Source organism: Streptomyces sp. NPDC091272 (assembly GCF_044757485.1).
In the GTDB taxonomy this organism is placed as follows: Bacteria; Actinomycetota; Actinomycetes; order Streptomycetales; family Streptomycetaceae; genus Streptomyces.
The window spans coordinates 640019-666061 of record NZ_JBIVVC010000003.1 but is presented as its reverse complement, the minus strand read 5'-3'; the positions used below and the strand labels follow the sequence as shown (position 1 = coordinate 666061).

Below are 26043 nucleotides of genomic sequence, written 5' to 3'. Positions count from 1 at the left end.
GGCCCGGCCCGCCTGGACGGAGCCTGCGACGAATCCTGCAGCGAACTCTCACTGGATGGCCTCATGAAGAAGAGGCTGGTCAAGGCGGCTGTCGTGAGGGTGTGACGGGGCTGTGGGAGGGCTGTGAGTCGGGGGAGGCGCGGGGGGGGGCGCCCATCCAGCCCGTCCGGCGTTTGAGGACGCGCGGCGCAGCCGGGCACGGGGCGCAGCCCCGGACATCCACCCCCACCGGCGTCGCCGTGCCGCCCCCGGCCCCGCGGCCAGCGGTTTCGGGAAGGGGCGGGGAGGGGATCCGCGCCGCAGGCAAGCCCCACCCCCACCGCCCCGCACCTACCCACACACCCGCGCCCGCGCCCGCGTCGGTCCCGGACCCGCCGCCTCACTCCCCCGGCAACCACACCGAGAACACCGTGCACCCTGGCACACTCTCCACCCCCACCCGCCCCCCGTGCGCCTCCACCACCGCCCGAACGATCGCCAACCCCAGCCCCGTCGAGGCGGACGAGGATGCGGCCGCGGATGCGGGTGCGGATGCGGATGCGGCTGCGGCTGCGGCTGCGGCTGCGGCTGCGGCTGCGGATACGGATGTTGACGCGGATGCCGATGCGGACGCAGCTGTCGATACGGACGCGGACGCCGGCAAATTCCCCGGCCCCGCCGAAACCCCCACCGCAACCCCCGCCCCCCGACCCAGCCTCGTCCGCGACACATCCCCCCGCGCGAACCGCTCGAACACCCGGCCCAGCAACTCCGGAGCGACTCCCGGCCCGTCGTCCCGTACCTCCACCAGGACCTCGTCCGGAGCGCCGCGCGCAGCCCCCGCGCCCCGGGCACCTGCTGGCCCGGCCGCCGGCACCCCCCGCACCCGCGCCGTGACCCGGGTCCCCGCCGGCGTGTGCGTGCGCGCGTTGCCCAGCAGGTTGACCAGTACCTGTTGGAGCCGCGCCGGATCTCCCCGTACGAGAACGGGTTCGTCCGGCAGCTCCAGCCGCCACACATGGTCCTGCCCCGCGGCCCGCGCATCGCTCACCGCGTCCACAACCAGCGGTACGAGATCAGTGCTCTCCAGCGAGAGCGACGCTCCGGCCGCGGAGCCCCCGCCCTCGACCCCCGCGTCCAGCCGCGCCAGCAGCAACAGGTCCTCCACCAACCCCGTCATCCGCGTCGCCTCCGACTCGATCCGCCCGAGCGCGTGCCGGGTGTCGGGCCCGGCCGCCACCGCCTCCCGGCTCCTGCGCGTCAGCTCCGCGTACCCCCGTATGGAGGCGAGCGGTGTCCGCAGCTCATGGCTCGCGTCGGCGACGAAGCGCCGTACCCGCGTCTCGCTCTCCTGCCGCGCCACCAACGCCGAACCGACGTGCCCGAGCATCCGGTTGAGCGCCGCCCCGACCTGGCCGACCTCGGTACGGGGATCCGCCTGCGCCTGCGGCACCCGTTCGTGGAGCGCCACCTCGCCCCGGTCCAGCGACAGTTCGGACACCCGGGTCGCGGTCGCCGCGATCCGGCGCAGCGGTCGCAGCGCGGCACCCACCAGCGCGTTCCCCGCGAGCCCTGCGGCGAGCAGCGCGGCGAGCGTCACGCACACCACCACCACGACGAGCGTCCGTACGGTCCCTTGCGCCTCCGCCAGCGGGAACCCGAGCACCACCTGACCACTCTGGGCCTGGTCACTCCCGGCCTGGTCTCCTCCGGCCTGACCTTCGCCAGCCTGACCTTCGCCGGCTTGGTCGTTCCCAGCAGACGCGCTCCCGTCCCCGCCCGATCCGTACACCCCTCCCGGCTCCGGAACCACCCCCGGCACCGGCCCGCTCCCCGGCCCCTGGCCGCCCGTGCCCCCGTTCCGCGCGACCACGCGGTAGTCCCCGAGTCCCGGCACCGTCACCGTGTGCGGCTCGCCGTCCCGCGGCACCCCCTGCAACGCCTTCACCTGGGCGGTGTCGAGCCGCGCCAGGTGAGCCTCGGGGCGCGCCCCGGCGGCGTCCACGCTCCGGGCCCCCGCGCCGCCCCGCAGCCCGACGGTCTTCAACGGATGACCCGGCGCGGCCACGAACTGCAGCCCCCGCCCGTGCTCACGCGCCAGCGCCGCGCTCAACTGCTCGTCGACCTGGTGCTCCAGGTAGGAGTGCAGGGCGACCGACGTCACCACCCCGATCACCGCCGCGACCACCGCGATCAGCGCGACGCAGGACACCACGAGCCGGGCCCGCAACGACAGCTTCCGCCCGCCGCGCCGGGCGAACGGCCGGCCCCCGGGGCTCGCCCCCCGCACCCCGTCACCCACCCGGTTTGATCAGGTACCCGGCCCCGCGCCGCGTGTGAATCATCGGCGTGCGCCCGGCATCGATCTTCTTCCTCAGGTACGAGATGTACAGCTCGACGACGTTGGCCTGGCCCCCGAAGTCGTAGTTCCACACCCGGTCGAGGATCTGCGCCTTGCTGAGCACCCGCTTCGGATTGCGCATCAGAAACCTCAGCAGTTCGAACTCGGTCGCGGTGAGCCGCACCTCGTCCTCGCCGCGCCACACCTCGTGGCTGTCCTCGTCGAGCCGGAGGTCCCCCACCACCAGCTCGGATCCGGGCCTGGCGGTCAGGCCGCGCCCCCCGGTCCGCCGGATCAGCCCGCGCAGCCGCGCGACGACCTCCTCCAGGCTGAACGGTTTGGTCACGTAGTCGTCGCCGCCCGCCGTGAGTCCGGCAATCCGGTCCTCCACGGCGTCCCGTGCCGTCAGGAACAGCACCGGTACCTCGGGCAGGTCCGCCCGTACCTTCCGCAGCACGGCCAGCCCGTCCATGTCCGGCAGCATCACGTCCAGTACGACGGCATCCGGCCGGAAGTCACGCGCGGTACGCACCGCGGTGGCGCCGTCCCCCGCACTCCTGGTCTGCCAGCCCTCGTACCGAAGGGCCATGCACAGCAACTCGGCGAGCGAGGCCTCGTCGTCCACGACCAGCACCCGCACCTCACCACCGCCCGCACCGCCGCGGGAACCGGTGCTGATGCCGGGGCTGGGGGTGTGGGTGTGGGTGTGGGTGGGGGCATGGCCCAGGCTGTGACTGGGGCTGGGGCTGTCGGCGCCGCGGTAGGTCCCGCCCGTCCGGGGTGCGTTCGCTGTCCTCATGGGGCCACCCTGATCGCGACCGGTGAGAGCCCCCTTGTCCATCCCTGTGAATCTGCTGAGAAGCGAAGGCACCACCGAGGCGCGACCGGCCCGCGAGGACTTCCGGTCTCACCTCCGTGAAACCTGTGGGACCTGTGGGACCTGTGGGACCTGTGGAACCCGCGGAACCCCTGGAACCCGCAGAACCCGCACAACCCATGGCCCTGTGGAACCCATGGCCCTGTGGAACCCATGGCCCCGCAGAACCCATGGCCCCGCAGAACCCCTGACCCCGCAGAACCCCTGACCCCGCAGAACCCCTGACCCCGTGGAATAGCCCCACGCACCTTCCCGTTGCCCCCACATGACCTCCGACTCACCCGCCTCCCGTACTGCCCACTCCTTCGGCCGCCTCGGCATCTGGAGCGGGGCGCTCCGCCCCACCACCCCAGAGGGCCGCCTCGAACTGACCGACGCGGTGACCGAGTTGGAAGACCTCGGTTACGGCACGGTGTGGTCGGGGGGCAGCCCGTCCCTGGACGACGTCGCTCCGCTCCTCGACGCCACGAGCCGGATCAAGGTCGCGACGGGCATCCTCAGCATCTGGGACCACCCGGCCGAGTCGGTCGCCGCACAGATCGCCGACTTCGAGGCCCGCTACCCAGGCCGCTTCCTGCTCGGCCTCGGCGTGAGCCACGACGCGATGGCCCCGCAGTACACCCGGCCCTACTCGGCGATGGTCGCCTACCTGGACGCCCTCGACGCCGCCCCGGACGCGCTTCCCGCCGAGCGCAGGATCCTGGCGGCCCTCGGCCCGAAGATGCTGGAGCTGGCCGCCTCCCGCGCGGCGGGCGCGCACCCGTACCTCGTCTCGCCGGAGCACACGGCGCAGGCACGCGCGGCGCTCGGCCCGGACGCCTTCCTCGCCCCGGAGCTCACGGTGGTCCTCGACGCGGACCTGGACCGGGCCCGCACGGTCGCCCGTACGATGCTCGGCTTCTACCTGGGGCTGCCCAACTACTCCAACAACCTCCTCCGCCTCGGCTTCACCGAGGCCGACTTCGAGAACAACGGCAGCGACCGTCTCCTCGACACCCTCTTCGCCCTGGGCGACGCGGACCGGGTACGGGCGAAGGCGGAGGAGTTCTACGCGGCGGGCGCCGACCACCTGGCCCTGCAGGCCCTGACGGCGGACGACAGGCACGCGGCCCTCCCGCGCGCCGAATGGCGAGCACTGGCCAAGGCACTCCTGTGACCGACCTCTGACAGGTCCCGCTCCCGGAGGCCCCACCGCCCGGCCGCCCCTCACACCCCGAACAACCGCGCCCCGTTCCCGTAACAGACCGCCCGCAGCCACTCCTCGCCCAGCTGGAGCCGCTCCAGCGACTCCAGCTGGTGCAGGTACCCGTACGGGATGTTGGGGAAGTCGCTTCCCAGCAGCACCCTGTCCCCCAGGTCGCGCAGCCGCCCCAACTCACCCGGCGGGAAGGGTGCCATCCGCTCGCTGAAGTCCGTGAACGACATCGTGGTGTCGAGCCGCACCTCCTCGTACTTCTCCGCGAGCGCCATGAACTCCGCGTACTCCGGCATCCCCATGTGCGCCACGATCAGCCGCAGCCGGGGATGGTGGGCGAGCAGTTCCCCCACGGGGGCGGGCCCGGTGAACCTGCCCGGCTGCGGCCCCGACCCGCAGTGCATCACCACCGGAACACCGGCCTCCGCCAGCATTCCCCAGACCGGCTCCAGCAGGGGGTCGTTGGGGTCGTAGGCCCCCACCTGGAGATGCGACTTGAAGATCCGGGCCCCGCCTTCCACGGCCCGCCGCACATACGCCTCGACACCCGGCTCCGGATAGAAGGTCCCCGTCCGCAAGCACCTGGCCTCCCGAGCCGCGAACTCCTCCCCCCACCCGTTCAGCCACTCCGCCATCCCCGGTTTGTGCGGATAGATCATCGACGTGAACCCGAGAACCCCGAACTCCCGGAGCAGCGCGACCCGCCGCTCCTCCTCGAACCGGTACGTGATCGGCCACTCGACCCCGGTCATCGGCCCCACGGCGTCGAAGTAGGCCCACACCTTGTCCAGCACGCGCTCGGGCATGAAGTGGGTATGCACATCCACCAGCCCCGGAAGCCCCAGCCGCCCCCAGAAGGCCCTTACTTCCGCTGCCTCATCCGCACTCGTCGTCATGCCGGCACGCTACGTGCGGACCACGCCTCGAAAAAGACACAGACGGACCCCACCCACCTCCGGCGGCGTCACAGGCACGGCGGCACCGGGCCGCACCCGCAGCGGACCCGCCGGCAGCACCGGCCCCGGCGGTACCTCCCGCAGCGTCACAGGGGGCGTCACCGGGTACCCATCCCAGCGTCACCGCCGACAACACCGGCCCGCACCCCCAGCGGACCCGCCGGCAACACCGAGCCGCACCCGCAGCCCACCCGCCGGCAGCACCCGCGGCGGTGCCTCCCGCAGCGGCACAGGCGGCGGCACCGGGGACACCCCCAGCGTCACCGGCGGCAGCACCGAGCGACACCCCGCAGCGTCACCCGCGGCCCCACCGATCGACACCCCAACGCCACCCGCGGCCCCACCCGCCACCACACGCTCAGCAAACACGGCCGCAGCGGCTGCCTCAGAACAACCCCTCCTGCACCCCCACTTCCGGCTCCCTCACCGTCCACTTCACCGGCACCGTCAGGCCATCCCCCACGTCCCCCTTCGCCAACCCCCACCCCGCCAACAGCCGGCTGTCCACCACCACGACCTCCGACGTGCCCGCACCAGGCATGCCCCCAGTCGTCCCCGCGACCGACGCGCCCGCACCAGGCATGCCCCCGGTGACGCCCGCGACCAACGCGCCCGCACCAGGCGTGCCCCCAAAGCTCCCCGCGACCGACGTACCCGCAGCAGTAGTGCCTCCGGCAGAGGTGCCCCCAGCAGATGTGCTCCCAGCAGCGGCGCCCGCGACCGCCGCACCAGATCGCGACGCGCCCCCGACCTCCACATGCAGATCCGGACCCGCCACAGCCACCACCCGGCCCGCCACACTCCCCCCGCTCACCAGCTCACTCACCACGCCCGCCGCCTCCGGCAGCCCCGAAAGCCCGAACACGTCCGCGTGATCGACCACTTCGCACTCCGCCGCCGCCAGCGCCTCCGGCCACCCCGTCAGCCCCACCGCCCGCGCGTGCAGCTCCCGGACCTCCGCCGCCCGGTCCGCCGGCCCCGGCAGCGCGGCCCGCACGCCTCGCTTCCTCGCGTACGGGATGCGGTCCGGCACCCCGAGCCCCGCCCGCAGCAACTCCTCGCACCGCCGCGCCGACATCAGCGGCCCCCGCCCCAGCCAGCTGAACGCCACCGCCCCCTGCTCCAGCAGTCGCGCCGGGCCCCTGTCCTCGCGGGTGATCCCGACCTTCACCATCCCCGGCCCGAACCACGCCAGGTAGACCGCGTACGGACGCGGGTCGTCGGCCATCGTGTCGGCCGCCACCGACCGCGACCGGTCCAGCCGCGCGCAGTCCGCGCACTGCGCCTGCGTGGCCCGCCCCGCCATCGCCGCCGCGTGGGGGCACGGATTCCCCCGTACCCCCACGCACCGCCGCTCCCCGACCACCCGGAAACCGATCTCCCGCCCGTACGAGACCCGGCCCTCCACCATCCCGTACGACAACGGACTGACGGGCCCGGATCCCGCCCCGGCACGGCCCCCGGCCCCGGTACCGCTCCCTCTCCCGGCGCCCGTGCCGCTCCCGGCCCCGGGCCCCGACGCGGCCCGGCCGGCACCGGCGCCCACCCCGCCGGAGAGCGTCCCCGGCTCCCACCGCAGGCCGGGCACGCCGCCCGCCCAGCTCACCCCCGCGCTACGCCACTGCCTCTCCATGCCTCCAGTGTGTCCCGCACCACTGACAACGCTTCGAGGCCAACCCACCTGCCTCCCCCGAAGCCCACCCGGCCCCCGCCGAAGCACAGCCGGCCCCGCCGGAGCACTCCCGGCCGCCTCTCGTCAGCAGCTCACGCCGCGCCCCGGCCGCGCGTTCAGAAGGCGTACGAACTCCCGGTACAACCCCACGCGGTGCGCCACCTGCTCCGGTTTCCCACCGTCACACTCGGGCCCGTTCAGGCTGCGGATCGTCTCCCCGAAGCCCTTCCCCCGCACCATGGCCTCGTGCCCGGTGTACTCGCCCATGCCCCGCTGGGTGTTCCAGTACCAAAGCGCGGTCATCCAGGCGACCTTGGGATCCCGTTCCACCAGCCACGGGTTGTTCAGCAGGTCGATGCCCAGCGCGTCGCCCGCCGCCTTGTAGTTGAAGTTCCAGCTCAGCATGATCGCGCCGCGCCCGTAGTAGGCGTCGTGCCCGGCCGGGCACCCGTACGGCTGGGTCTCGTCGCAGAAGATCGGATACGTCTCCGTGTTCTGGGCGACCACGTAGAACAGCCCGCCCGTCTCGTGGCTGACGTTGGCCAGGAAGGCCGCCGCCTCCCGCTTCCGCGTCTCCCGGTCACCCGTCCTGGCGAACGCCGGGAACGCCTCGGCCGCCTCGACAAGTCCCTCGTACGTGAAGAACGAGTTCCGCTGCGGGAACATCCGCTCGAACTGCGCCTCCCCGACGACGAACCCCCGGTGCGGCCGCTCCCGGTCCACGGCCGCCGCCTGCCCGGCCCCGCCACGAACACCACACCGCACAGCGCCAGCAACCAGGCCAGTCCGGCCCGCACGCATCGCCTGGACATCGATTCATCACTCCTCGAACAGTGGGGGGAGAGCGAAGGTCCAGACCATTGTGCGGTACATGCCAATTTCGGAGAAGGGGCATGACACGAAGAAGCCCCCCGGACGATGTCCGGGGGGCTTCTCTCGCTGTGCACTCGGCAGGATTCGAACCTGCAACCTTCTGATCCGTAGTCAGATGCTCTATCCGTTAAGCTACGAGTGCTTGTCGCTGTGCTTCCGGGCCGTTTTTCCGCCCCGTCGGCGTTGCAAGAAGAACATTACATGACCTGCGCCGTCATGCGAAATCCATTGCGCACACCCGGCCTGAGCTGCACGGACACCCGGACGAGTGACGGGCGCGTCGGCCCGCGGCAGACCTGCGGCAGACCTACGGCAGCACGGAACGAACGAAGCCCCGGTCCTGGTGGACCGGGGCTTCGATGTGCTGGCGGAGGCGGAGGGATTTGAACCCTCGATGGGCTTTAAGACCCAAACCGCATTAGCAGTGCGGCGCCATAGACCGGACTAGGCGACGCCTCCAACACGACCCACGTAACGCAATCGCCTGCGCGATCACGGGTAGGTGCGATGCAAATGATGGCACAGCATCGCGCGGTGTCACCAATCGCGGCCCACGGTACCGGTCGAGCGGGCACCAGGGCAAAGCACTTCCGCGCGCGCCCGCCCCGCCCGTACGGCCCGCACCGCCCGCACCGCCCACCCTGTCCATCGGCGCCTCGGCCGGAGGGCCTGCCCGTCGGCCCCGCGGCCGGAGGGCGGCCAGCCCGTTCGTCGGCGCCACAGTCAGGAGGGCCCGCGCACCGGCAACCTGTGACGCGACGCCACACCGCGCCGCGCCGCGCCGCGCCGCGCCGATGATCCCGGCCCGCCCGGCGTAAAGATCCACCTCGTGGGCAGGCACAGCTCCACAGTCGCTCCCCTCATCCGCCGTCACGCCCGTATTCCCAGCCTTTAGACTCCTTGCAGTGACAACGCGCGTCCCGAGGGGAAAAATTGGGGCCGGCGGAGGGTCGCCAACCGGGCATGATCGCCTGGACAAGTGCAGTAATTCAGGGAGGAACCGTCGTTGTGAGCAGCAGGCCATTCCGAGGCGCTGCTCGCCTCGCAGCGATACTCGACGCTCTTCCGGACGGGCTGCTGCTCGTCAATTGCAACGGAACCGTCGTCAACGCCAACACCATCGCCCTGGAGACCTTCGAGACCCCGGGCACCGCCCTGGTCGGGCGCGGGCTGCTCGACCTGCTGCCCGAGTTCGACTCCAAGCTGATCCCGGGTTCGATGCGCCGGCCCGACAACGCCGACGCGCTGGGACGCACCAAGCCGACCCGGATGATCGCAAGGCGCACCGACGGGAGCGAGTTCCCCGTCGAGGTGACCAGCGCGAACCTGGAGGACGGCAGGGACGCGTTCACCGTCGAGCGGCATCCCGGCTCCACCTCGCTGACCGGTGACGAGCTGTTGATGCTCGTCGTACGGGACCTGTCGGGGACCGTCGACACCGAGGCCGAGCTGGCCCGTTCGCAGCGGCAGACCGAGATGATCCTGCGCGCCGCGTCCGAGGGCGTGGTGGGTACCGACAACGACGGCCGGATCGTCCTCGCGAACCCCGCCGCCGCGCAGATCCTCGGCTTCCGGGCCAGCGACCTGGGCGGCAAGGAGCTGCACACGCTCGCCGTGCACTCGCGTGCGGACGGGACACCGTTCCCGTACGACGAGTCGCCGCTCGCCGACACCCTGAAGTCCGGGCGCAAGCACCGGGTGCGCGGGCAGGTGCTGTGGGCGAAGAACGGCAAGCAGGTGCCCGTCGACCTGACGACCGCCCCGGTGCGGGACGGGGAGCAGCTGGTCGGTGCGGTGATGACGTTCACCGACCGCCGCGCGTACGAGGAACAGGCCGTCCAGCACGCCGAGGAACTGGAGCAGCTGACCGCCCTGCACGCCGAGGAGCTCGCCTCGACGCGCGAGCGGTACGACGCCGAGGTCGCGCTCGGCCAGGAGCGGTACGAGGAACTTGCGGGGCAGCACGCCCAGTTGAGCGCCGTGCTGGGCGGGTCGCTGCGCGGACCGCTGGAGGAGCTCAGGGGCGAGCTGGGCACGCTGGCCTCCGATCCGGCGGGACAGCTGTGGCCCGAGGCCAACCAGGTGCTGCACCACCTGGCCGCCGGGTACGCCCGGATGACGACCCTCGTCGACAACGTGCTGGGCTTCCAACGGCTGGCCGCCGGGACCGAACCCCTGGTCAAGGCGAACGTGTCGGTGGACGGGATCGTGGCGGCCGCCGTCGAGGGGGCGGTCGAGCTGATCGGTCCTGGCCGCGCCCAGTTCGCCGTGCACGCACCGCCGATCGAGGCCGAGGTGGACGGCGGCCGGCTGGCGACCGCTCTCGCCCACCTGGTCGCGGACGTGGCGGGCGTGGACTCGACCGGCAAGGCTCCGGCCGCAGCAGCAGGCGGCGGGTACGTCGACTCGACGATCGTGGTGGCCGCCGCGCAGCGCGGCGAGGTCGTGCGCTTCGAGGTGCGCGGGCCGTACGCGGGCGGCGATCCGGTGCACGAGCCGATCGTGCGCGGCATCGTCGCGGCGCACGGCGGGGTCCTCCAGACGCACGAGGTGCCCGGCATGAGCGGCAGCGCGTACGTGCTGGAGGTGCCGTTGGGCGCGGGCGCGGGAGCCACGGCTCCTGCCGCCCCCTCCGTACCGGCCGCCGGGACGCCCTCCGCCGAGAACCCGCCGGCCGAGGTCGCGGACGGTGCCGGGAGCACGGACGGCGCCGGGGACATGGCCGGTCACGGGGCCGCGGAAGGCCACGGGCCGACCGCCGCGCTGCCCGCCCAGCAGGGTGGCGGACGGCGGGCCAGGCGGTCCTCGACCGACGCGTTCCTCGACGCGAACGGCGGTGGGGTCGAGGCGAGCCCGGGTGCGCTCGCCGAGGCTGCCGCCGCGCAGGTTCCGAGCGGTCGTCGGCGTGCGCGCCGCGGGCCCGCCGACGAACAGCCGCAGGAACTGATCCCGGCCCAGGGCACGGGCGAGGGTTCCGGCGGTGCGGGCGGCGGTACGGGTCGCAGGCGCGGCCGGCCGAGCCCTGCCGAGGGTCCGGGCGGCACGGACGGCACGCCGTCGCCGTCGGCACCGGGCGCAGCGAACGGCACCGGGTCCGGCGAAGCCGCGGGTACGGGTGGTGCCGGCCGAGCCGGTGACGGCCGGCAGCCCGGCCAGGCCCTGGCCCTGCCCGGCCCCACGAGGTCGTCCGACGGTCCGTCCGAAGGCTCCGTGGTCACGGCTGGAGAGGGTGCGGCCGGTCGGGCTGCACTGGGGAAGGCAGTTCCCCCGCAGGGAGTGCCCCAGCAGGGCGCCGGCCAGCAGGGCGCCCCCCAACAGGGCTCCGGCCACCAGGGTTCGGGCCAGCAGGGCGTCGACCCGCACGGAGTGGTTCCCCCGCAGGGCGTTCCGCAGGGCCCGGGAGCCCACCGGGGCCAGGGCGTTCCCCCGCAAGGCCTCGGCACTCAGGGTGTTTCCCCACAAGGCCTCGGCACTCAAGGTGTTTCCGCTCAGGGCCTCGGCCCGCAGGGCGCTCACGCGCACGCATCTGCCGCGCAGCCCGAGGGGTCGCAGGCTCCGTCAGGGCGTCGTGACGGCGGGGCGATGCCCGCGCTGCCGCCCGCGGGCCGTACCTCGGACCGGACGGACCAGGCACGGACGGACCAAGCGCAGATGGACCAGGCCCGTGCGGACCGGGCCCGTGCGGCAGACCGGACGGATCCGGCAGGACAGGCGGGCCACGACGGCCGGCCGGGGCAGCCGGTCCAGGGCGGACAGGCCGGCCCGTCGGCAGGGACGACGTCCGGCCCTGCCGGTCCCGTGAGTGCGCCCGCACCGGGACCGGGCAGCGGCCAGGCAGGTGAAGCAGGACGGACGGCCGGGCCGGGTCAGGCCGAGGCCCCCTACGGCCTGCGACCGCCGGGCGCCGAGGCCTCCGCCATGCCCGGCACCGGAAACGTTCCCGGGCCCGGCGGCAACGACACGGACCCCGCGGGCAACGGCGCCCCCTCCGCCGACGACACCTCCGGGCACGGTCAGGTGTTCGCCGCCGCGGGCGCCGCGCAGTACCCGGGCCACGCCCGCGCGTCGGCGCAGGGCGGCCCCGCCCACGGACCGGGCCAGGGCCAGGCCGCCACCGGCAGCGGTACCTCCGGAGGCCGCCGCGCCCGCCGCGCACTGGCCACCGCTCCGGCCGCGGCGGAGGCGGAGAGCGCACGCAGCCCGTTCGCCCTGCCGCCCGCCGACGCGGACCGTGCGCCGGGCCGCGCAGGTGACGCGTCCGCCCAGGCGCCCGGCGAGCAGACTGCGCACGGCGGCTGGCCCACGCCCGCCGCTGACGTGGCCAACCCGGAGCCCCGGCCGCTGCCCCTGCCGCAGCCGCACAACCCGTCCCAGGCTCAACCGCTGCCCCTGCCCGCCGAGTCGACGCACTCGACCCAGGGGCGCGCCTTCAGCGTGCGTACGCTCGGGCAGGGCATGCCCTTCGCCCAGCAGATCGCGCAGCAGCAGAACCAGACGCTGGGATCGGGCCGCCGTCGTCGGCTCGCCACGCCCTCCGAGTCGGAGCGCCCGGCGGCGGCAGCGCTCGCTCCTTCGGCCGAGCCTTCCGCCCGCCCGCACCCGCAGGGCGGCCACGCGCAGGACGCCGAGGGCCCGCAGCCCGGCGCGTACGAGAACGGCGCGGGCGACGGCGCTCCCACCGGCACCGTGTCCACAGGACCGGACGCCCCGCAGCTCATCCCGACGGCCTCCGAGGGCCGCGCGTACGCCATAGGCGCCCCCGACGAGGGCAGCGAGGGCCCCCAGCCGCTGGACGGCCCCGGTGGCGCCGTCGAGGTGTCCAACCGGCCGGTCCCGCAGCCCGTGGACGACGAGCTGCCCCCGGAGCCGCTGGACAATCCGCGCAGGCTGCTGGTGTGGCCCGCGCCGGACGCCTCCACCGAGCAGGCCCTCGGTGACCGCGGCTACCGGCCGGTGATCGTGCACTCCCGCGAAGAGGTCGACGCGCAGATCGCCGCGTTCCCCGCCGCACTGTTCGTGGACCCGCTGACCGGGCCGATCACTCGGACCGCGCTCCAGTCGCTGCGTCAGGCGGCCGTGGCGGCCGAGGTTCCGGTGCTGGTCACGGCCGGCCTGGGACAGGCGACCCGGGAGGCGGCGTACGGCGCGGACCCGGCGGTGCTGCTCAAGGCGCTCGCCCCGCGGGACAGCGAGCAGCACCCGCCGCGGGTCCTGCTGATCGAGGAGCACGAGGAGATCGCGCTCGCCCTGACCGCCACCCTGGAGCGGCGTGGCATGCAGGTCGCGCGCGCCGCGACGGACACCGAGGCGGTCAGCCTCGCCACCCAGATGCGGCCGAACCTGGTCGTCATGGACCTGATGCTGGTACGCCGGCGGCGGGCGGGCATCGTCGACTGGCTGCGTGCCAACGGGCAGTTGAACCGCACTCCGCTGGTCGTCTACACCTCCGCGGGGCTGGACCAGGCACAGCTGCCCCCGCTGTCCTCGGGCGAGACGGTGCTCTTCCTCGCGGAGCGCTCCACCAGTACCGAGGTGCAGAGCCGGATCGTCGACCTGCTGGCGAAGATCGGCACCAACTGACGCGGCACCGGCAGCACCACTGGCGGCAGCACCACTGGCGGCAGCATCACTGCGGCACCACTGGCAGCACCGCCAACTGACCGGCGGTCGCGGTGTTTCACGTGAAACATGGGCGGGCCCGGGGGTGTTTCACGTGAAACACTCCCGGGCCCGCTTCCGTGCTCAGAGCTGCGAGACGTCCAGCTCGCCGTCCGCGTAGCTCTTGCGGATCACCTTCTTGTCGAACTTGCCGACGCTCGTCTTCGGCACCGACGCGACCAGTGCCCAGCGCTCCGGCAGTTGCCACTTGGCGACGCTCTGCGCGAGGAAGTCACGCAGATCCGCGTACGAGGCGGTGGCGCCCTCCTTGAGCACGACGGTGGCCAGCGGGCGCTCGCCCCACCTGTCGTCCGGGACGGCCACGACCGCCGCCTCGGCGACGTCCGGGTGGGCCATCAGCGCGTTCTCCAGGTCGACGCTGGAGATCCACTCGCCACCGGACTTGATGACGTCCTTGGCCCGGTCGGTCAGGGTGAGGTAGCCGTCCGCGCTGATCACACCGACGTCACCGGTCTTGAGCCAGCCGTCCTCGCTGAACTTGTCGTCGGGACGGAAGTTCTCGCCGCCCGCGCCGCCGTAGTACGACCCGGCGATCCAGGGGCCGCGCACCTCCAGCTCGCCGGCCGCCCGGCCGTCCCACGGCAGCACTTCGCCGGCCGGGCCGCTCAGCCGGGCCTCGACGCTCGCCGGCAGCCGGCCCTGGGTGATGCGGTAGGGCCATTCCTGCTCGGCGGTGAGGCCGGTCGGCGGGTGGGCCATGGTGCCGAGCGGTGACGTCTCCGTCATGCCCCAGGCGTGGCAAAGCCGCACGCCGAGGCGGTCGTACGCCTCCATGAGGGCGGGCGGGCAGGCCGCGCCGCCGATGGTGACCTGAGCCATCGAGCTGAGGTCGCGCGGGTTGGCGGTCACCTCGGCGAGCAGACCCTGCCAGATGGTGGGCACGGCGGCGGCGTGCGTGGGGCGCTCGCGCTCGATCATCTCGGCGAGCGGTGCGGGCTGAAGGAAGCGGTCGGGCATCAGCATGTTGATGCCCGTCATGAACGTGGCGTGCGGCAGCCCCCAGGCGTTCACGTGGAACTGCGGCACCACGACCAGGGTGGTGTCCTTGTCGGTGAGTCCCATCGACTCGGCGAGGTTGACCTGCAGGGAGTGCAGGTAGATGGAGCGGTGGGAGTACGCGACGCCCTTGGGGTCGCCGGTGGTGCCGGAGGTGTAGCAGAGCGCGGCGGCCGAGCGTTCGTCGATGTCGGGCCAGTCGAACGTCGAGGGTCGCCCCGCGATCAGCTCCTCGTACTCGTGGACGCGCGGTGTGCAGCCGTCCAGCAGCGAGCGGTCACCGGCGCCGGCCACCACCACGTGCTCGACGCTGGGCAGGTGCGGCAGGAGCGGGGCGAGGAGCGGGAGGAGGCTGCCGTTGGCGATGATCACGCGGTCGGCGGCGTGGTTGACGATCCAGATCAACTGCTCGGCGGGGAGCCGCAGGTTGAGGGTGTGCAGCACGGCGCCCATGGAGGGGATCGCGAAGTACGCCTCGACATGCTCACTGTTGTTCCACATGAGGGTGGCGACCCGCTGGTCGCCCACCACGTCGAGTTCGTCGCGCAGGGCGTTCGCGAGGCGGACGGCCCGGTCACCGATTTCGGCGAACGTGCGGCGCTCCGGTTCCGCCTCGCCCGTCCAGGTCGTGACCTGCGACTTCGCATGGATGGTCATCCCGTGCTGCAGGATGCGGGTCACGGTCAGCGATACGTCCTGCATGGTGCTGAGCACGGCGTCCTCCCGGTGGGCGCGCGATGTTGGCACACGGCACCGGTCATCGCCGGTACGTGCGTGCGTGTCTGGCCGATTCTGCGCGCGTACCCGGCGGTATGTCACTACCTGGGAGTAACCAAAAGGCAGGTAAAAACCCGGAGTCGTGCCCGGTCAGCGAACCGGCGTCAGCTCCGGATCCTCCCGGAGCTTGCCGAGCGCGCGGGAGACGGCGCTCTTGACGGTGCCCACCGAGACGCCGAGGACCTCGGCGGTCTGCACCTCGCTCAGGTCCTCGTAGTACCTGAGGACGACCATCGCGCGCTGCCGGTCGGGGAGCTTCATCACCGCACGCCACATCGCGTCGTGCAGCACCTGCTGCTCGGCGGGGTCGGCGGCGGGGGCGCCCGAGCCCGCGGGCGGCTCGGGCAGCTCCTCACAGGCGAACTCGTCGACCTTGCGCTTGCGCCACTGGGAGGTGCGGGTGTTGACCAGCGCCCGGCGCACGTACCCGTCCAGGGCCCGGTGGTCCTCGATGCGCTCCCAGGCGACATAGGTCTTGGTCAGCGCGGTCTGCAGCAGGTCCTCGGCGTCGCACGGGTTCGCCGTCAGCGAGCGCGCGGTGCGCAGCAGGACCGGGCCGCGGGCCCGGACATAGCTGGAGAACGACGGGTACCCGGTGAAGGAGGAGGCGTGCCCGGTGCGTCCCGGGTTCACGGCGTGCCCGGCGTGCCCGGTGGCGGCCTTCGATGCGCTGGTGCAGACAGGCGTGGTCATGTGTCCACGCTAGAAGCGGGACCGGGCCCGGGGATCGGCCCCAGGTCCCGAAGACATGTCCGCCTCAGGTTGTAGGGGTGGGGCGCCCCCCACCTCCTGAAGGTGGAGGGGAGCAGGAGGAACGTCAGGGTCGCACCCGGGGCCGTCCGGCACCTGACCCCTCCCGCTCCCCGGGCTCCTCCGGCTCTCGGGCACCCGCCCGGGGACGCTCACTCCCAGGTGCGGGCCACCAGCGCGTCGATCCGGTTGCGGTCGATGGTCAGCCGGTGGCCGCCCCGCGTCTCCTTGACGTTGCCCGCGTACTGGTGGATGCGACGGTGCGGCGTCCAGGCCCGTGGAGCGATGGACGGCTCCGCCGCCACCGACGGCTTCCTTCCCCAGCGCGCGAACCACAGCACCGTCGGCAGGTCGCCGATGCGTGCCTGCCTGGCCCACTCCAGGTGCCGGATGCCGGAATCGGCGCTGCTGTAGTAACCGGGGATGTAGCGGTACTTGCGGAGCTCGCGGTTCCAGGCGCGGACGAAGCTGAGGGTACGGGCGGCGCAGGCGCGGTTGCGGATGTTGTACGCCTCCATGTCGAGATAGAGGGTGCTGCCGGGGATCATGCCGTGCCATCTGGCCCGCGTGACGGCGTCCCTCGCCTCGGCGGCGCCCTGCCCCCACGGGTTGCTGCCGATGAGCTGTCCCCTCTTGTGCGCCAGCTTCACGCAGGGCGACTGCGAGCCCACGTAGATCGGGAGCAGGAACCAGCCCATCCGGTCGACCGACTTGATCCACTGCTTGTTGAGGTTCTTCTGCCGGGGGCAGCCGCGCGCCCGGCCGCCGAAGTAGATGCCGACGGCCCGGTACGGGGAGGCTCTGCGCCAGGCCGTCATGGTGGCGAGCGAGGGCGCTTCACAGGTGTCGAACGCCCAGCCGTTGAAGTGCACGGGCTTGCCCGAGTACGGCTTCACCGCTGCGGGCTGGGCCGCGGCGGCCGGACCGGGGCCGGGCAGGACCAGGGTGGCGAGCAGGGCGAACACCACCGCGGTCAGACCGAACAGCCGCCCCGGCGCGAATTTACGTACATACGGAGAACCAATGAATCGGTACATAAGGTGATCTAACGGGCAATCAGCCGCCGAGTCCACGACTCACGCCGGGCCTGTCAGCAATCAGCGCCCAGGATCAACCCGGATGTGGGAACCCCGGTGCCCGCCGTCACCAGCGTCCTGGCCGCTCCGGGCACCTGGTTGACCGAGGTGCCGCGCACCTGCCGGACCGCCTCCGCCATCCCGTTCATCCCGTGCAGGTACGCCTCGCCCAGCTGTCCCCCGTGCGTGTTGAGCGGCAGCGCGTCCGCCGCGACGAACCCGGCAGCCTCACCCGGTCCGCAGAACCCGAACTCCTCCAGCTGCATCAGCACGAACGGCGAGAAGTGGTCGTAGAGGATCCCCACGTCGATCTCGTCGGGCCGCAGCCCTGAGGTCTGCCACAGCTGCCGCGCCACCACACCCATCTCCGGCAGCCCGGCCAGTCCGTCGCGGTAGAAGCTCGTCATCTGCTCCTGCCCGCGCCCGGCACCCTGCGCCGCGGCGACGATCACCGCGGGCGGCCGGGCGAGGTCCCTGGCCCGCTCCACCCCGGTCACCACGATCGCCTGGCCGCCGTCGGTCTCCTGACAGCAGTCCAGCAGCCGCAGCGGTTCGACGATCCACCGCGAGGCGGCGTGCTCGGCGAGCGTGATCGGCCTCTCGTAGAAGTACGCGGCCGGATTGCGCGCCGCGTGCCGACGGCCGGTGACGGCGACGTGCCCGAACGCCTCGGGAGTCAGCCCGTACGTGTGCAGATAGCGCCGGGCCGCCATCGCCACCCACGACGCGGGCGTGAGCAGGCCGAACGGCAGCGCCCAGCCGAGCGCCGCACCTTCGGCCGACGGTTCCCTGCGCTGCACCCCGGAACCGAACCGCCGCCCCGACCGCTCGTTGAAGGCCCGGTAGCAGACCACCACTTCGGCCACCCCCGACGCCACGGCGAGCGCCGCCTGCTGCACGGTGGCGCAGGCGGCGCCGCCGCCGTAGTGGACGCGGGAAAAGAACGACAGCTCACCGATCCCGGCCGCCTGCGCGACGGTGATCTCCGGGCTGGTGTCCATCGTGAAGGTGACCATGCCGTCGACGTCGGCCGGGGTGAGCCCGGCGTCGTCGAGTGCCGCGTGCACCGCCTCCACGGCGAGCTTCAGTTCGCTGCGCCCCGAGTCCTTGGAGAACTCGGTCGCGCCGATCCCCACCACGGCGGCCTTCCCGCCGAGATTGTCCGCCCTGCGGATGCTCATTCGGACCCCGCCCTCTCCCCCGCCGGTGCGGGCCCGACCCCCACCGTGCCGGTGACGTGCCGGCCGATGCCGTTGGTACCGACCACGCTGATCTCCGCCGTGCCCGCCGCCTCGTCCACCCGCGTGACCGTGCCCCGCAGCACCATCGTGTCGCCCGGATAGTTGGGGGCGCCGAGCCGGATCCGTACCGCACACAGCCGCTTATCGGGGCCGACGCAGTCCGTCACATACCTGCCCACCAGGCCGTTCGTCGTCAGGATGTTCATGAAGATGTCCGGCGACCCCTTGTCGCGGGCGGCCTTGGCGTCGTGGTGCACGTCCTGGTAGTCGCGCGAGGCCACGGCCCCCGCCACGATCAGGGTGCGGGTCACCGCTATCTCCAGCGGCGGCAGTTCCCCGCCCAACTCCAGCCGCGGCGGTTCCTCGCCCACTTCCGGCTGCGGCAGCTCCTCGCCCGTCCTCATGCCCCGGTCCCCTCCGCCATCAGCACCTCACCGAGCTCCTCCAGCGTCTGGCCGCCGCCGCCCAGGTACGCGTCGAGCTGGCGTCCCCAGAGGAAGTACCGGTGCACCGGGTACTCCACGTCGGCCCCTACGCCCCCGTGCAGATGCTGTCCGGCGTGCACCACCCGCCGCCCCGCCTCCGAGGCCCACCAGGCCGCGGTGAGCATGTGCGTCGTGTGCGGCAGGGCCCGGTCGTACCGCCAGGCCGCCTCGTACGCGGTGACCCGGATCGCCTCGGTGTCCATGTGGGCGTCGGCGGCACGCAGCTGGACCCCCTGTTTCGTGGCCAGCGGCCGGCCGAACTGCTCGCGCTGCGAGGTGTACGCCACGGCCCGCGCCAGCGAGCCCGCGCACACCCCCGCCTGCAGCCCGGCGAAGGCGATCCGGGCCGCACCCCTGATCCGCCCGTACGCCTCGGGCCCCGGCCCGCCGAGCCGTTCTCCCCGCGCACCGGTGAGCGTGAGCCGGCCGACCGACCACGGCGCCGTGGTTCCGACCGGTTCGACGGCGACTCCCTCCGCCCCCGTCCGTACGATCCACAGCGCCCGGTCCCGGTCCGGCACGACCACATGGGTGGCGTCCCGCAGCCAGGGCACCACCGGCACGGTCCCGGACAGCACACACCCGTGCGTTTCCTCGTCGGAAAGGACCTGGACGGGGTTCGCGTCCTCATCGGAAACGACCCGCACGGGGCTCGCGCCGGTGGCCGGAAACGCACCTACGGCCACCATGGACCCGTTTCGCAGGCCCGGAAGCATCGTTTTCCGCTGTTCTTCCGTCCCGTACGCGCTCAACGCGAGTACTCCGAAGACCGCGGTCGCCGCGAAAGGCACCTGGGCAGTGGTCCGTCCCTGCTCCTCCAGGAGCAGCACCAGGCCCAACAGACCGACCTGCTCGACGGCTTCGAGCAGCCCCGCCTCGCACAACCGCTTCCACAACTCCGCGTCCGTGCCCGAACCGGCCGCCACCAGCCGCTCGTGCGTCGACAGATCGCCGAAGATCCGCGCCGCCAGGTCCCGCGCGGCCTGCTGCTCCTCAGTCGGTGTGAAGTCCACCCGTGCCCCCTCCGCCCTCGACCGCCCGGAACACCGGTAGCTCCAACTCCGCGTCGTAGCGCCGGAACTCCAGCCGCACCGGCAGCCCGATCCGCACCTCTCCTGACTCCACCCCGACCACGTTGCTGATCACCCGCACACCCTCCGCCAGCTCGACGAGCGCCACCGCGTACGGGGGTTCGAAGGCCGGGAACGCCGGGTGGTGCATCACCACGTACGAGAAGACCGTCCCCTCGCCACTCGCCTCGACGGTGTCCCACCGCGCCGACCCGCACGCGTTGCACCCCGGCAGCCAGGGGAACCGCAGCACTCCGCACCCCTCGCACCGCTGGATGAGCAGCCGGTGGGCGGAAATCCCCTCCCAGAAACCGGCGTTGTCGCGATTGATCACCGGCCGCGGGCGCCGCGCGGAGGCCTCCTCCTTGTTGCGGACATGCGCGTCCGTACGCTCCTCGCCGTGCGGCGCTTCCTCGCGTTCCCTGCTGTGCGGCGCTTCCTCGCGTTCCCTGCTGTGCGGCGCTTCCTCGCGTTTCCTGCCGTGCGGTGCGTACTTGAGGATCCGGAAGCGGTGGGTGCCCGCGAGCTGTCCCTCCCCGTACACGTCCATCCGTGTGGTCACGAAGTAACCGCTGCCCAGCTTCGTCGTCTTCCGCCGCGACACCGACTCGATGACCGCGTCGAAGGTCACCCGGTCCCCGCACCGCAGGTCCCTGACGTACTCCTGCTCGCAGTCCGTCGCCACCACCGCGGTGCACCCGGCGCCGTCGAGCAGGGCGAACAGCTCCTCGTGCGCGGACGTACGGTCGGTGTGCCCGGACAGCCCGCCCATGGTCCAGGCCTGGAGCATCGTCGCAGGGGCTCTCGCGCCCGGCCCCGCGTACGCCGGGTTGCCGTCCCCCATCGCCTCGCACCAGTGCCTGATCATCGCCTCGTTGACCAGGTCCTTCCCCACCCCCGAGGTGGCCGCCGGCCGGCCCTCGTACTTCCTCAGCCGCGCGTGGAGCTCGTCGCCCTCCCCGGCCACCGACCCTCCCTTCACCGGGTCCCCCTCCTCATCCCGAGCCGCATCGTCGCGACGATCTCCCGCTGCACCTCGCTGACCCCGCCCCCGAAGGTGTTGATCTGGGCCGCCCTGTTCATCCGTTCCAACTGCCCGTCCCCCAGCGCCCCGGGCGACCCCGCTCTCACCAACCCCGCGTCGCCCACCACCTCCTGGCAGATCTGGTACACGGTGACCGCGCTCTCGGTCCCCACGAACTTCACGCCACTCGCGTCGCCGGGAGCCAGCGACCCCGACCCCACGTCCCCGACCAGCCGCCAGTTCAACAGGCGCACCATCGACAGACGGGCGTGCGCCTCGGCCAGCCGCGCCCGTACCCACGCCCTGTCACCAGGCCTTTCGCCGGTGTCGGGGTCCGGGGTGCGGGCATGGGCCAGCGCCTCGGCGAACGTGTCCTCAGCCTGCATCCCGATCGCGGCGAGGGCCACGCGCTCGTGGTTGAGCTGGTTGGTGATCAGTCCCCAGCCGCCGTTCTCCTCGCCCACGAGGTTCCCCGCGGGCACCCGGATCCCGTCGTAGTACGTGGCGGTGGTGGTCAGTCCGCCCACCGTCTCGATCGGCGTCCAGGAGAAACCGGGGGCGTCCGTCGGCACCAGGACGATCGAGATGCCCCGGTGCTTCGGCGCCTCGGGATCGCTCCGGCAGGCGAGCCAGATCCAGTCCGCGTGCTGGGCGTTGCTGGTGAAGACCTTCTGCCCGTCGATCAGCCAGTCGTCGCCGTCGCGTACGGCGCGGGTGCGCAGCGCCGCCAGGTCGGTGCCGGCCTGCGGCTCGCTGTACCCGATGGCGAACACGCACTCGCCGCGCAGGATCCGGGGCAGGAAGAAGTCCTTCTGCTCCTTCGTGCCGTACTTCATCAGGGTCGGACCGACCGTGTTGAGGGTGACCATCGAAACGGGGGCCCCCGCCCGGTAGGCCTCGTCGAAGAAGACGAACTGCTCGTCGGCGCCGCGCCCTTGGCCGCCGTACTCGACGGGCCAGCCGATGCCGAGCAGCCCGTCGGCGCCCATCCGCCGCAGCAGCCCTCGCTGGTCCGCCGGTCCGACGGGCGGCCCTTGCGGCATCAGGTCACGGAAGTAGGAACGGAGTTCGGCGCGCAGCCGCTGCTGGCGCCCGGTCGGTGCGAGGTGCACGGCGGTGTCCTTCGGCGGGTCGTCCGGGCGTTCAGAGGGCACGTACAAGAAGCACTTTCTGACTGTCCGTCAGATCTACGCACCCTGTCAAGGTCAACGGCACGGACCCGCCACACATCGCTCATGGCCCGCCCTGCCAGGCTCACCCCCGAACGCGCAAATGCCTGTACGGCGGCGCCTTGGCACCGCCGTACAGGCAGTCGTTCATTCCCCGCAGCACGGACCCCCAACAGGCCGCGCGGTACTACCAGAGCTCGGTGAAGTACACCGCGACGTTGTGGTTGCCCTGCTGGATGGCGGTGTCGTCGGAGCCGTTCACGCTGGCGGTGTTGTTCTGGTTCGAGGCGCCTGCGCCGGTCGCCACCTGCTGCGTGGTGGTGGAGTTGCCGTTGTTCGTGCCGCCCACACCGGTGCCGATCTGCGTGGCCACGGTGGCGTTCGATCCGTCGTCCGCGAAAGAGCCGTTGTCAGCAGCGGCAACACCCGTGAAGAGGGCGGCAGCGAGCGGGAGAGCGGCGACAGCGGCGATGACGCGGGCGCTACGGATGCTTGCCATGTCAATTCCTCCAGGAACTGTAAGTACGGGTGTTTCCGAGGAAGTTGGCCGACCGCCTCGGAGCTGGTGTCGACGTCACTGCATCAGAATCACCCACCGAATCCCCGGCGAACCACCCACCACGCTCTTATTCGCTCGCAAGCGTGAGGTTTTGTCGATAAACCCCCAACCTCACCCCAAAAAGCCCTGGAGCGAGCAAATGGCCCATGGCGGCTAGTAACCCCATAAGGTGAACCGTTCCGGCACTTTTTCGGCCAACTTTCCCCGGCTTCCCTTGTTCGAACATTCGTACGATTATAGATTCATGGCCACCCAAGATCGGCTCACCGCCACCTTGGCCCTCGCGCACGCGCTCTCCGCAGCGGAGCGGGGCCTGCCCGTCATCCCGCTGTCCCGAACGAAGCTGCCCGCCCTGCGCTCCCCCCACCACGAGGACACCGATCCGCGCAGTCCGCCCTGCCGGGGCGAGTGCGGGCTCCCCGGCCACGGCGTCCACGACGCGTCGACCGACCCGGCGGTCGTACGGGCCCTGTTCGCCGCGGCGCCCTGGGCCACCGGCTACGGCATCGCCTGCGGCCGGCCCCCGCACCACCTGATCGGCCTCGACCTGGACCCTCGCCCGGACACCGACCCCGACGCGGCCCTCCAACACCTCGCCCGCACGCACCGGTTCGACATCCCGGAGACGGTCACCGTCCGCACGCCCTCCGGCGGACGCCATCTCTGGCTCACCGGTCCGCCCGGCATCACGGTCCCCAACTCCGCGAGCCGCCTCGCCCCCGGCATCGACGTGCGCGGCGCGGGCGGCTACCTGGTCGGCCCCGGATCCCTCGCCTCCCACGGCGTCTACCGCCTGGCCCCCGGCACCGCCCACCTGCCGGCCGCCCCCTGCCCGCCGGCCCTCCTCCCGCTCCTGACCCCCCGCCCACGCGGCCGCCGCGGACCCCCACCACCCCCGTTACCGGGTACGGACCGGGGCCGCGGCCTCGTCGAGTTCGTCCGCACCGCCCACGAGGGCCAGCGCAACACCCGCCTCTTCTGGGCCGCCTGCCGCGCCTACGAGAACGGAATCGGCGAAACCCTCACCCCGGCGCTCACGGAGGCGGCCCTCCATTCCGGCCTCACCCTCCAGGAAGCCCGCTCCACGATCGCCTCGGCGGCCCGCCTGACGACCACCACGCGGACATAACCGCTTCCCGGCCCACACGGCCGACGGTGCGCACACGGGTGCATCCGCACCACAACCCACGCCCGCCACACCCGCACCCGAGCTCGCCCGCCCACAACCAACGCCCGCCGCACCCGCACCGGCACCGGCACCCGCACCCGACCTCGCCCGACGCACGCGAAAGGGGCGCCCGGATAAAGATCCGGACGCCCCTTCGACGTACTGCTGCGGTGGGTGTGGGATTTGAACCCACGGTGACATCGCTGCCACGACGGTTTTCAAGACCGTTCCCTTAGGCCGCTCGGGCAACCCACCCTCGCGCCACCGACCTGCGGTGACGCGAGGACAGCCTAACGGGTCAGCCGTCGCCTTCGCGTGCCTGCAGGGTTACTTCTGCTGTGGACTGCTTGCCGCCGCGGGTGTAGGTCAGCTTGACCTTGTCGCCGGGCTTGTGGGTCCAGATCTCGCTGATGAGCGTCGGGCCGCTGTCGATGACCCGGTCCTCGAACTTCGTGATGACGTCACCGGGCTTGAGGCCGGCCGCGGCAGCCGGGCCGCCGGGGGTCACCGAGGGCGTGTTCCCCGCGCCCGCGTCGGCGATCCTGGCGCCGCTGCCCTTCTGGTCCATGCCGACCGTCGCGCCGATCATCGGGTAGACCGGCTTGCCCGTCTTGATGAGCTGCTGGGCGACCGTCTTGGCCTGGTTGATCGGGATCGCGAAACCGAGGCCGATGGAACCGGACTGACCGCTTCCGCCACCGAGCCCGCCGCTGGGAACCGACTGGATCGCCGAGTTGATGCCGATGACCGCACCGCGCGAATCGAGCAGCGGGCCACCGGAGTTGCCCGGGTTGATCGAGGCGTCGGTCTGCAGCGCGCTCATGTACGAGGCCTTGCTGCCCTGGCCGTCACCCGAGGCGACCGGGCGGTCCTTGGCACTCACGATGCCGGTCGTGACCGTGTTGGACAGACCGAAGGGGGCGCCGATGGCGATCGTCGGGTCGCCGACGACGACCTTGTCCGAGTCGCCGAGGGGGAGCGGGCTGAGGTCGCCCGCGTTCTTCAGCTTGATGACGGCCACGTCGTAACCCTGCGCCCGGCCGACGACCTCGGCGGCGTACTTCTTGCCGTTGGAGAAGGTGACGGACAGCTCGCCGCCGTCGGCCGCCGAGGCGACCACGTGGTTGTTGGTGAGGATGTGGCCCTGCTTGTCGTAGACGAAGCCGGTGCCGGTGCCGCCCTCGCCGCTGCCGCTCTGCGCGTCGATGGTCACGACGGAGGGCAGTGCCTTGCCCGCCACTCCCGCCACGCTGCCCGGGTCGCGCTTGAAGTCCTGCGGGGTGCCCGCCGCGGAGATGGTGGTGGAGCCGCTGGGAGAGTTGGCCTCGCGGTCCGCCAGCCAGTAGCCGACCCCGCTGCCCACGCCGCCCGCGAGCAGCGCCGAGACCAGGACCGCCGCGATCAGCCCGCCGCGTCCCTTGCGCCTGGGCGCCGGGGAACCGGCTCCTTGGGGAGCGCCCCAGGGGTCGCCGCCACCGTGGTTGCCGTCGCCGCTGCCACCGCCGTTGCCGGGGGCGCCGTGGCCGTATCCGTGGCCGCCGCCGGTGTTGCCGTAAGAGGGGTACGCCGGCGGGGGCGGGGGCCAGGACGCGCCGGGCGCACCGGGCGGCTGCGGAGCACCGGCGCCGGACCCCTGGGCGGCGGCGGGTTGCGGGGCGCCGACAGCCTGGGGGGCGGGCTGCGCACCGGCGTGGGGTGCGGGCTGCGCACCACCGTGGGGAGCGGGCTGCTGCGCGTCGGCCGACGCGGGAGGCGCCGCGGGAGCGGCGGGCGGCGTCGTCGGAAGCTCCCTGGTGGGGTCCGGGGTGCCCGGCCCCGTCACCGGAGCGGGAGGCGGCGGCGGTGCGGACGGGGCGGCCGGTACCGCAGTGCCCTCGTTCTCGGTGCTCACAGCTCTCTCCTCGGTTCCGCGTCGTCCTGGGTCTGTGTAGTTTGCATCGTCTCTGTGCAAGTGTGTGCCGTCAGCTTTTCCCACAGCACGTCGGAGCACTGTAAGCGGGACCTGTGTGTCCGCTGGTCATCCTTTATAACGGACCTTTCGGGCGCATCCCGGGGCCCACTCAAAGAGGCCGATCGGCGGCCGAACCACCACCGTCCAGCCCAGGGCGGCGCCCCGCGGGCCCGCGCCGGGTGTTCCGCTGCGTACTGCTTCGCGT

Annotated in this window: 17 protein-coding genes, 3 tRNA genes and 1 pseudogene; 3 read left to right on the top strand and 18 right to left on the bottom strand. The window is 72.5% G+C overall.

The window, feature by feature from the left end:
* Positions 1-379 precede the first annotated feature (379 nt).
* Together ACIQM4_RS12285 and ACIQM4_RS12280 are read right to left on the bottom strand one after the other, a co-directional pair.
* Entirely contained in the window at positions 380-2209 is a 1830-nt protein-coding gene (locus tag ACIQM4_RS12285; protein ID WP_401589697.1) for a sensor histidine kinase, read from the bottom strand.
* 64 nt (positions 2210-2273) lie between these two features.
* On the bottom strand, positions 2274-3119 hold the full coding sequence (locus ACIQM4_RS12280) for a response regulator transcription factor (RefSeq protein WP_401589695.1): 846 nt from the start codon (positions 3117-3119) through the stop codon (positions 2274-2276).
* 343 nt (positions 3120-3462) lie between these two features.
* On the opposite strand from ACIQM4_RS12280, the gene ACIQM4_RS12275 reads away from it, so the two are divergent.
* The gene (locus tag ACIQM4_RS12275) at positions 3463-4353 is read left to right on the top strand and encodes an LLM class F420-dependent oxidoreductase (RefSeq protein ID WP_401589692.1); all 891 of its coding nucleotides are present in this window, start codon (positions 3463-3465) and stop codon (positions 4351-4353) included.
* 50 nt (positions 4354-4403) lie between these two features.
* Here ACIQM4_RS12275 and ACIQM4_RS12270 read toward each other — a convergent pair whose 3' ends face one another.
* From ACIQM4_RS12270 to ACIQM4_RS12250, 5 genes and pseudogenes are all read right to left on the bottom strand, one after another.
* A complete protein-coding gene (locus tag ACIQM4_RS12270; protein WP_401589690.1) occupies positions 4404-5288 on the bottom strand; it encodes an amidohydrolase family protein in 885 nt (294 codons plus the stop codon).
* 796 nt (positions 5289-6084) lie between these two features.
* A pseudogene (locus tag ACIQM4_RS12265) lies at positions 6085-6759 on the bottom strand (DUF2797 domain-containing protein); the annotation flags it as partial.
* Between the two features lie 345 nt (positions 6760-7104).
* Positions 7105-7821: a chitinase gene (locus tag ACIQM4_RS12260; RefSeq protein ID WP_401589688.1), complete on the bottom strand. Its 717-nt coding sequence runs from the start codon at positions 7819-7821 to the stop codon at positions 7105-7107.
* A gap of 141 nt (positions 7822-7962) precedes the next feature.
* Positions 7963-8035, bottom strand: a tRNA-Arg gene (locus ACIQM4_RS12255).
* Positions 8036-8258: 223 nt separating this feature from the next.
* A tRNA-Ser gene (locus ACIQM4_RS12250) sits at positions 8259-8352 on the bottom strand.
* Positions 8353-8901: 549 nt separating this feature from the next.
* Between ACIQM4_RS12250 and ACIQM4_RS12245 the strand changes: the two genes are divergently transcribed.
* Positions 8902-13473 (top strand): PAS domain-containing protein, encoded by a 4572-nt coding sequence (locus tag ACIQM4_RS12245; RefSeq protein WP_401589685.1) that lies wholly within the window; start codon positions 8902-8904, stop codon positions 13471-13473.
* A 162-nt stretch (positions 13474-13635) separates the two neighbouring features.
* Here the strand turns inward: ACIQM4_RS12245 and ACIQM4_RS12240 are convergent, their stop codons facing one another.
* The 9 genes from ACIQM4_RS12240 to ACIQM4_RS12200 all read right to left on the bottom strand — a co-directional run bounded on the left by ACIQM4_RS12240 (position 13636) and on the right by ACIQM4_RS12200 (position 22659).
* On the bottom strand, positions 13636-15282 hold the full coding sequence (locus ACIQM4_RS12240) for a long-chain fatty acid--CoA ligase (RefSeq protein ID WP_401589682.1): 1647 nt from the start codon (positions 15280-15282) through the stop codon (positions 13636-13638).
* Positions 15283-15435: 153 nt separating this feature from the next.
* Complete coding sequence (locus ACIQM4_RS12235) at positions 15436-16038, bottom strand: SigE family RNA polymerase sigma factor (protein WP_401589680.1); 603 nt, start codon at positions 16036-16038, stop codon at positions 15436-15438.
* Between the two features lie 209 nt (positions 16039-16247).
* The gene (locus ACIQM4_RS12230) at positions 16248-17132 is read right to left on the bottom strand and encodes a DUF1906 domain-containing protein (RefSeq protein ID WP_401589677.1); all 885 of its coding nucleotides are present in this window, start codon (positions 17130-17132) and stop codon (positions 16248-16250) included.
* Between the two features lie 53 nt (positions 17133-17185).
* Positions 17186-18352 carry a lipid-transfer protein gene (locus tag ACIQM4_RS12225; RefSeq protein WP_401589674.1) on the bottom strand — a complete coding sequence of 389 codons (1167 nt, stop codon included), beginning with the start codon at positions 18350-18352 and terminating at the stop codon, positions 17186-17188.
* Positions 18349-18762 carry a MaoC/PaaZ C-terminal domain-containing protein gene (locus ACIQM4_RS12220; RefSeq protein WP_401590155.1) on the bottom strand — a complete coding sequence of 138 codons (414 nt, stop codon included), beginning with the start codon at positions 18760-18762 and terminating at the stop codon, positions 18349-18351. Before ACIQM4_RS12220 ends, ACIQM4_RS12225 begins: the two co-directional genes overlap by 4 nt.
* A 50-nt stretch (positions 18763-18812) precedes the next feature.
* Positions 18813-19910: an acyl-CoA dehydrogenase family protein gene (locus ACIQM4_RS12215; protein WP_401589672.1), complete on the bottom strand. Its 1098-nt coding sequence runs from the start codon at positions 19908-19910 to the stop codon at positions 18813-18815.
* Positions 19891-20949: a bifunctional MaoC family dehydratase N-terminal/OB-fold nucleic acid binding domain-containing protein gene (locus tag ACIQM4_RS12210; RefSeq protein WP_401589669.1), complete on the bottom strand. Its 1059-nt coding sequence runs from the start codon at positions 20947-20949 to the stop codon at positions 19891-19893. Before ACIQM4_RS12210 ends, ACIQM4_RS12215 begins: the two co-directional genes overlap by 20 nt.
* The gene (locus tag ACIQM4_RS12205) at positions 20946-22103 is read right to left on the bottom strand and encodes an acyl-CoA dehydrogenase family protein (protein ID WP_401590153.1); all 1158 of its coding nucleotides are present in this window, start codon (positions 22101-22103) and stop codon (positions 20946-20948) included. Before ACIQM4_RS12205 ends, ACIQM4_RS12210 begins: the two co-directional genes overlap by 4 nt.
* A 244-nt stretch (positions 22104-22347) precedes the next feature.
* Entirely contained in the window at positions 22348-22659 is a 312-nt protein-coding gene (locus tag ACIQM4_RS12200) for a hypothetical protein (RefSeq protein WP_401589666.1), read from the bottom strand.
* 304 nt (positions 22660-22963) lie between these two features.
* Between ACIQM4_RS12200 and ACIQM4_RS12195 the strand changes: the two genes are divergently transcribed.
* The gene (locus tag ACIQM4_RS12195; RefSeq protein WP_401589664.1) at positions 22964-23848 is read left to right on the top strand and encodes a bifunctional DNA primase/polymerase; all 885 of its coding nucleotides are present in this window, start codon (positions 22964-22966) and stop codon (positions 23846-23848) included.
* Positions 23849-24055: 207 nt separating this feature from the next.
* Here the strand turns inward: ACIQM4_RS12195 and ACIQM4_RS12190 are convergent.
* Both ACIQM4_RS12190 and ACIQM4_RS12185 read right to left on the bottom strand, forming a co-directional pair.
* Positions 24056-24142: transfer RNA gene (locus ACIQM4_RS12190), tRNA-Ser, on the bottom strand.
* A 43-nt stretch (positions 24143-24185) separates the two neighbouring features.
* The gene (locus ACIQM4_RS12185) at positions 24186-25778 is read right to left on the bottom strand and encodes a S1C family serine protease (protein ID WP_401589661.1); all 1593 of its coding nucleotides are present in this window, start codon (positions 25776-25778) and stop codon (positions 24186-24188) included.
* Positions 25779-26043: the final 265 nt, after the last annotated feature.

Coding starts and splice junctions, on each gene's coding strand:
- ACIQM4_RS12200 (WP_401589666.1), bottom strand. CDS start 22,659: ATGGCAAGCATCCGTAGCGCCCGCGTCATCGCCGCTGTCGCCGCTCTC.
- ACIQM4_RS12225 (WP_401589674.1), bottom strand. CDS start 18,352: ATGAGCATCCGCAGGGCGGACAATCTCGGCGGGAAGGCCGCCGTGGTG.
- ACIQM4_RS12260 (WP_401589688.1), bottom strand. CDS start 7,821: ATGCGTGCGGGCCGGACTGGCCTGGTTGCTGGCGCTGTGCGGTGTGGT.
- ACIQM4_RS12230 (WP_401589677.1), bottom strand. CDS start 17,132: ATGTACCGATTCATTGGTTCTCCGTATGTACGTAAATTCGCGCCGGGG.
- ACIQM4_RS12280 (WP_401589695.1), bottom strand. CDS start 3,119: ATGAGGACAGCGAACGCACCCCGGACGGGCGGGACCTACCGCGGCGCC.
- ACIQM4_RS12235 (WP_401589680.1), bottom strand. CDS start 16,038: ATGACCACGCCTGTCTGCACCAGCGCATCGAAGGCCGCCACCGGGCAC.
- ACIQM4_RS12275 (WP_401589692.1), top strand. CDS start 3,463: ATGACCTCCGACTCACCCGCCTCCCGTACTGCCCACTCCTTCGGCCGC.
- ACIQM4_RS12195 (WP_401589664.1), top strand. CDS start 22,964: ATGGCCACCCAAGATCGGCTCACCGCCACCTTGGCCCTCGCGCACGCG.
- ACIQM4_RS12270 (WP_401589690.1), bottom strand. CDS start 5,288: ATGACGACGAGTGCGGATGAGGCAGCGGAAGTAAGGGCCTTCTGGGGG.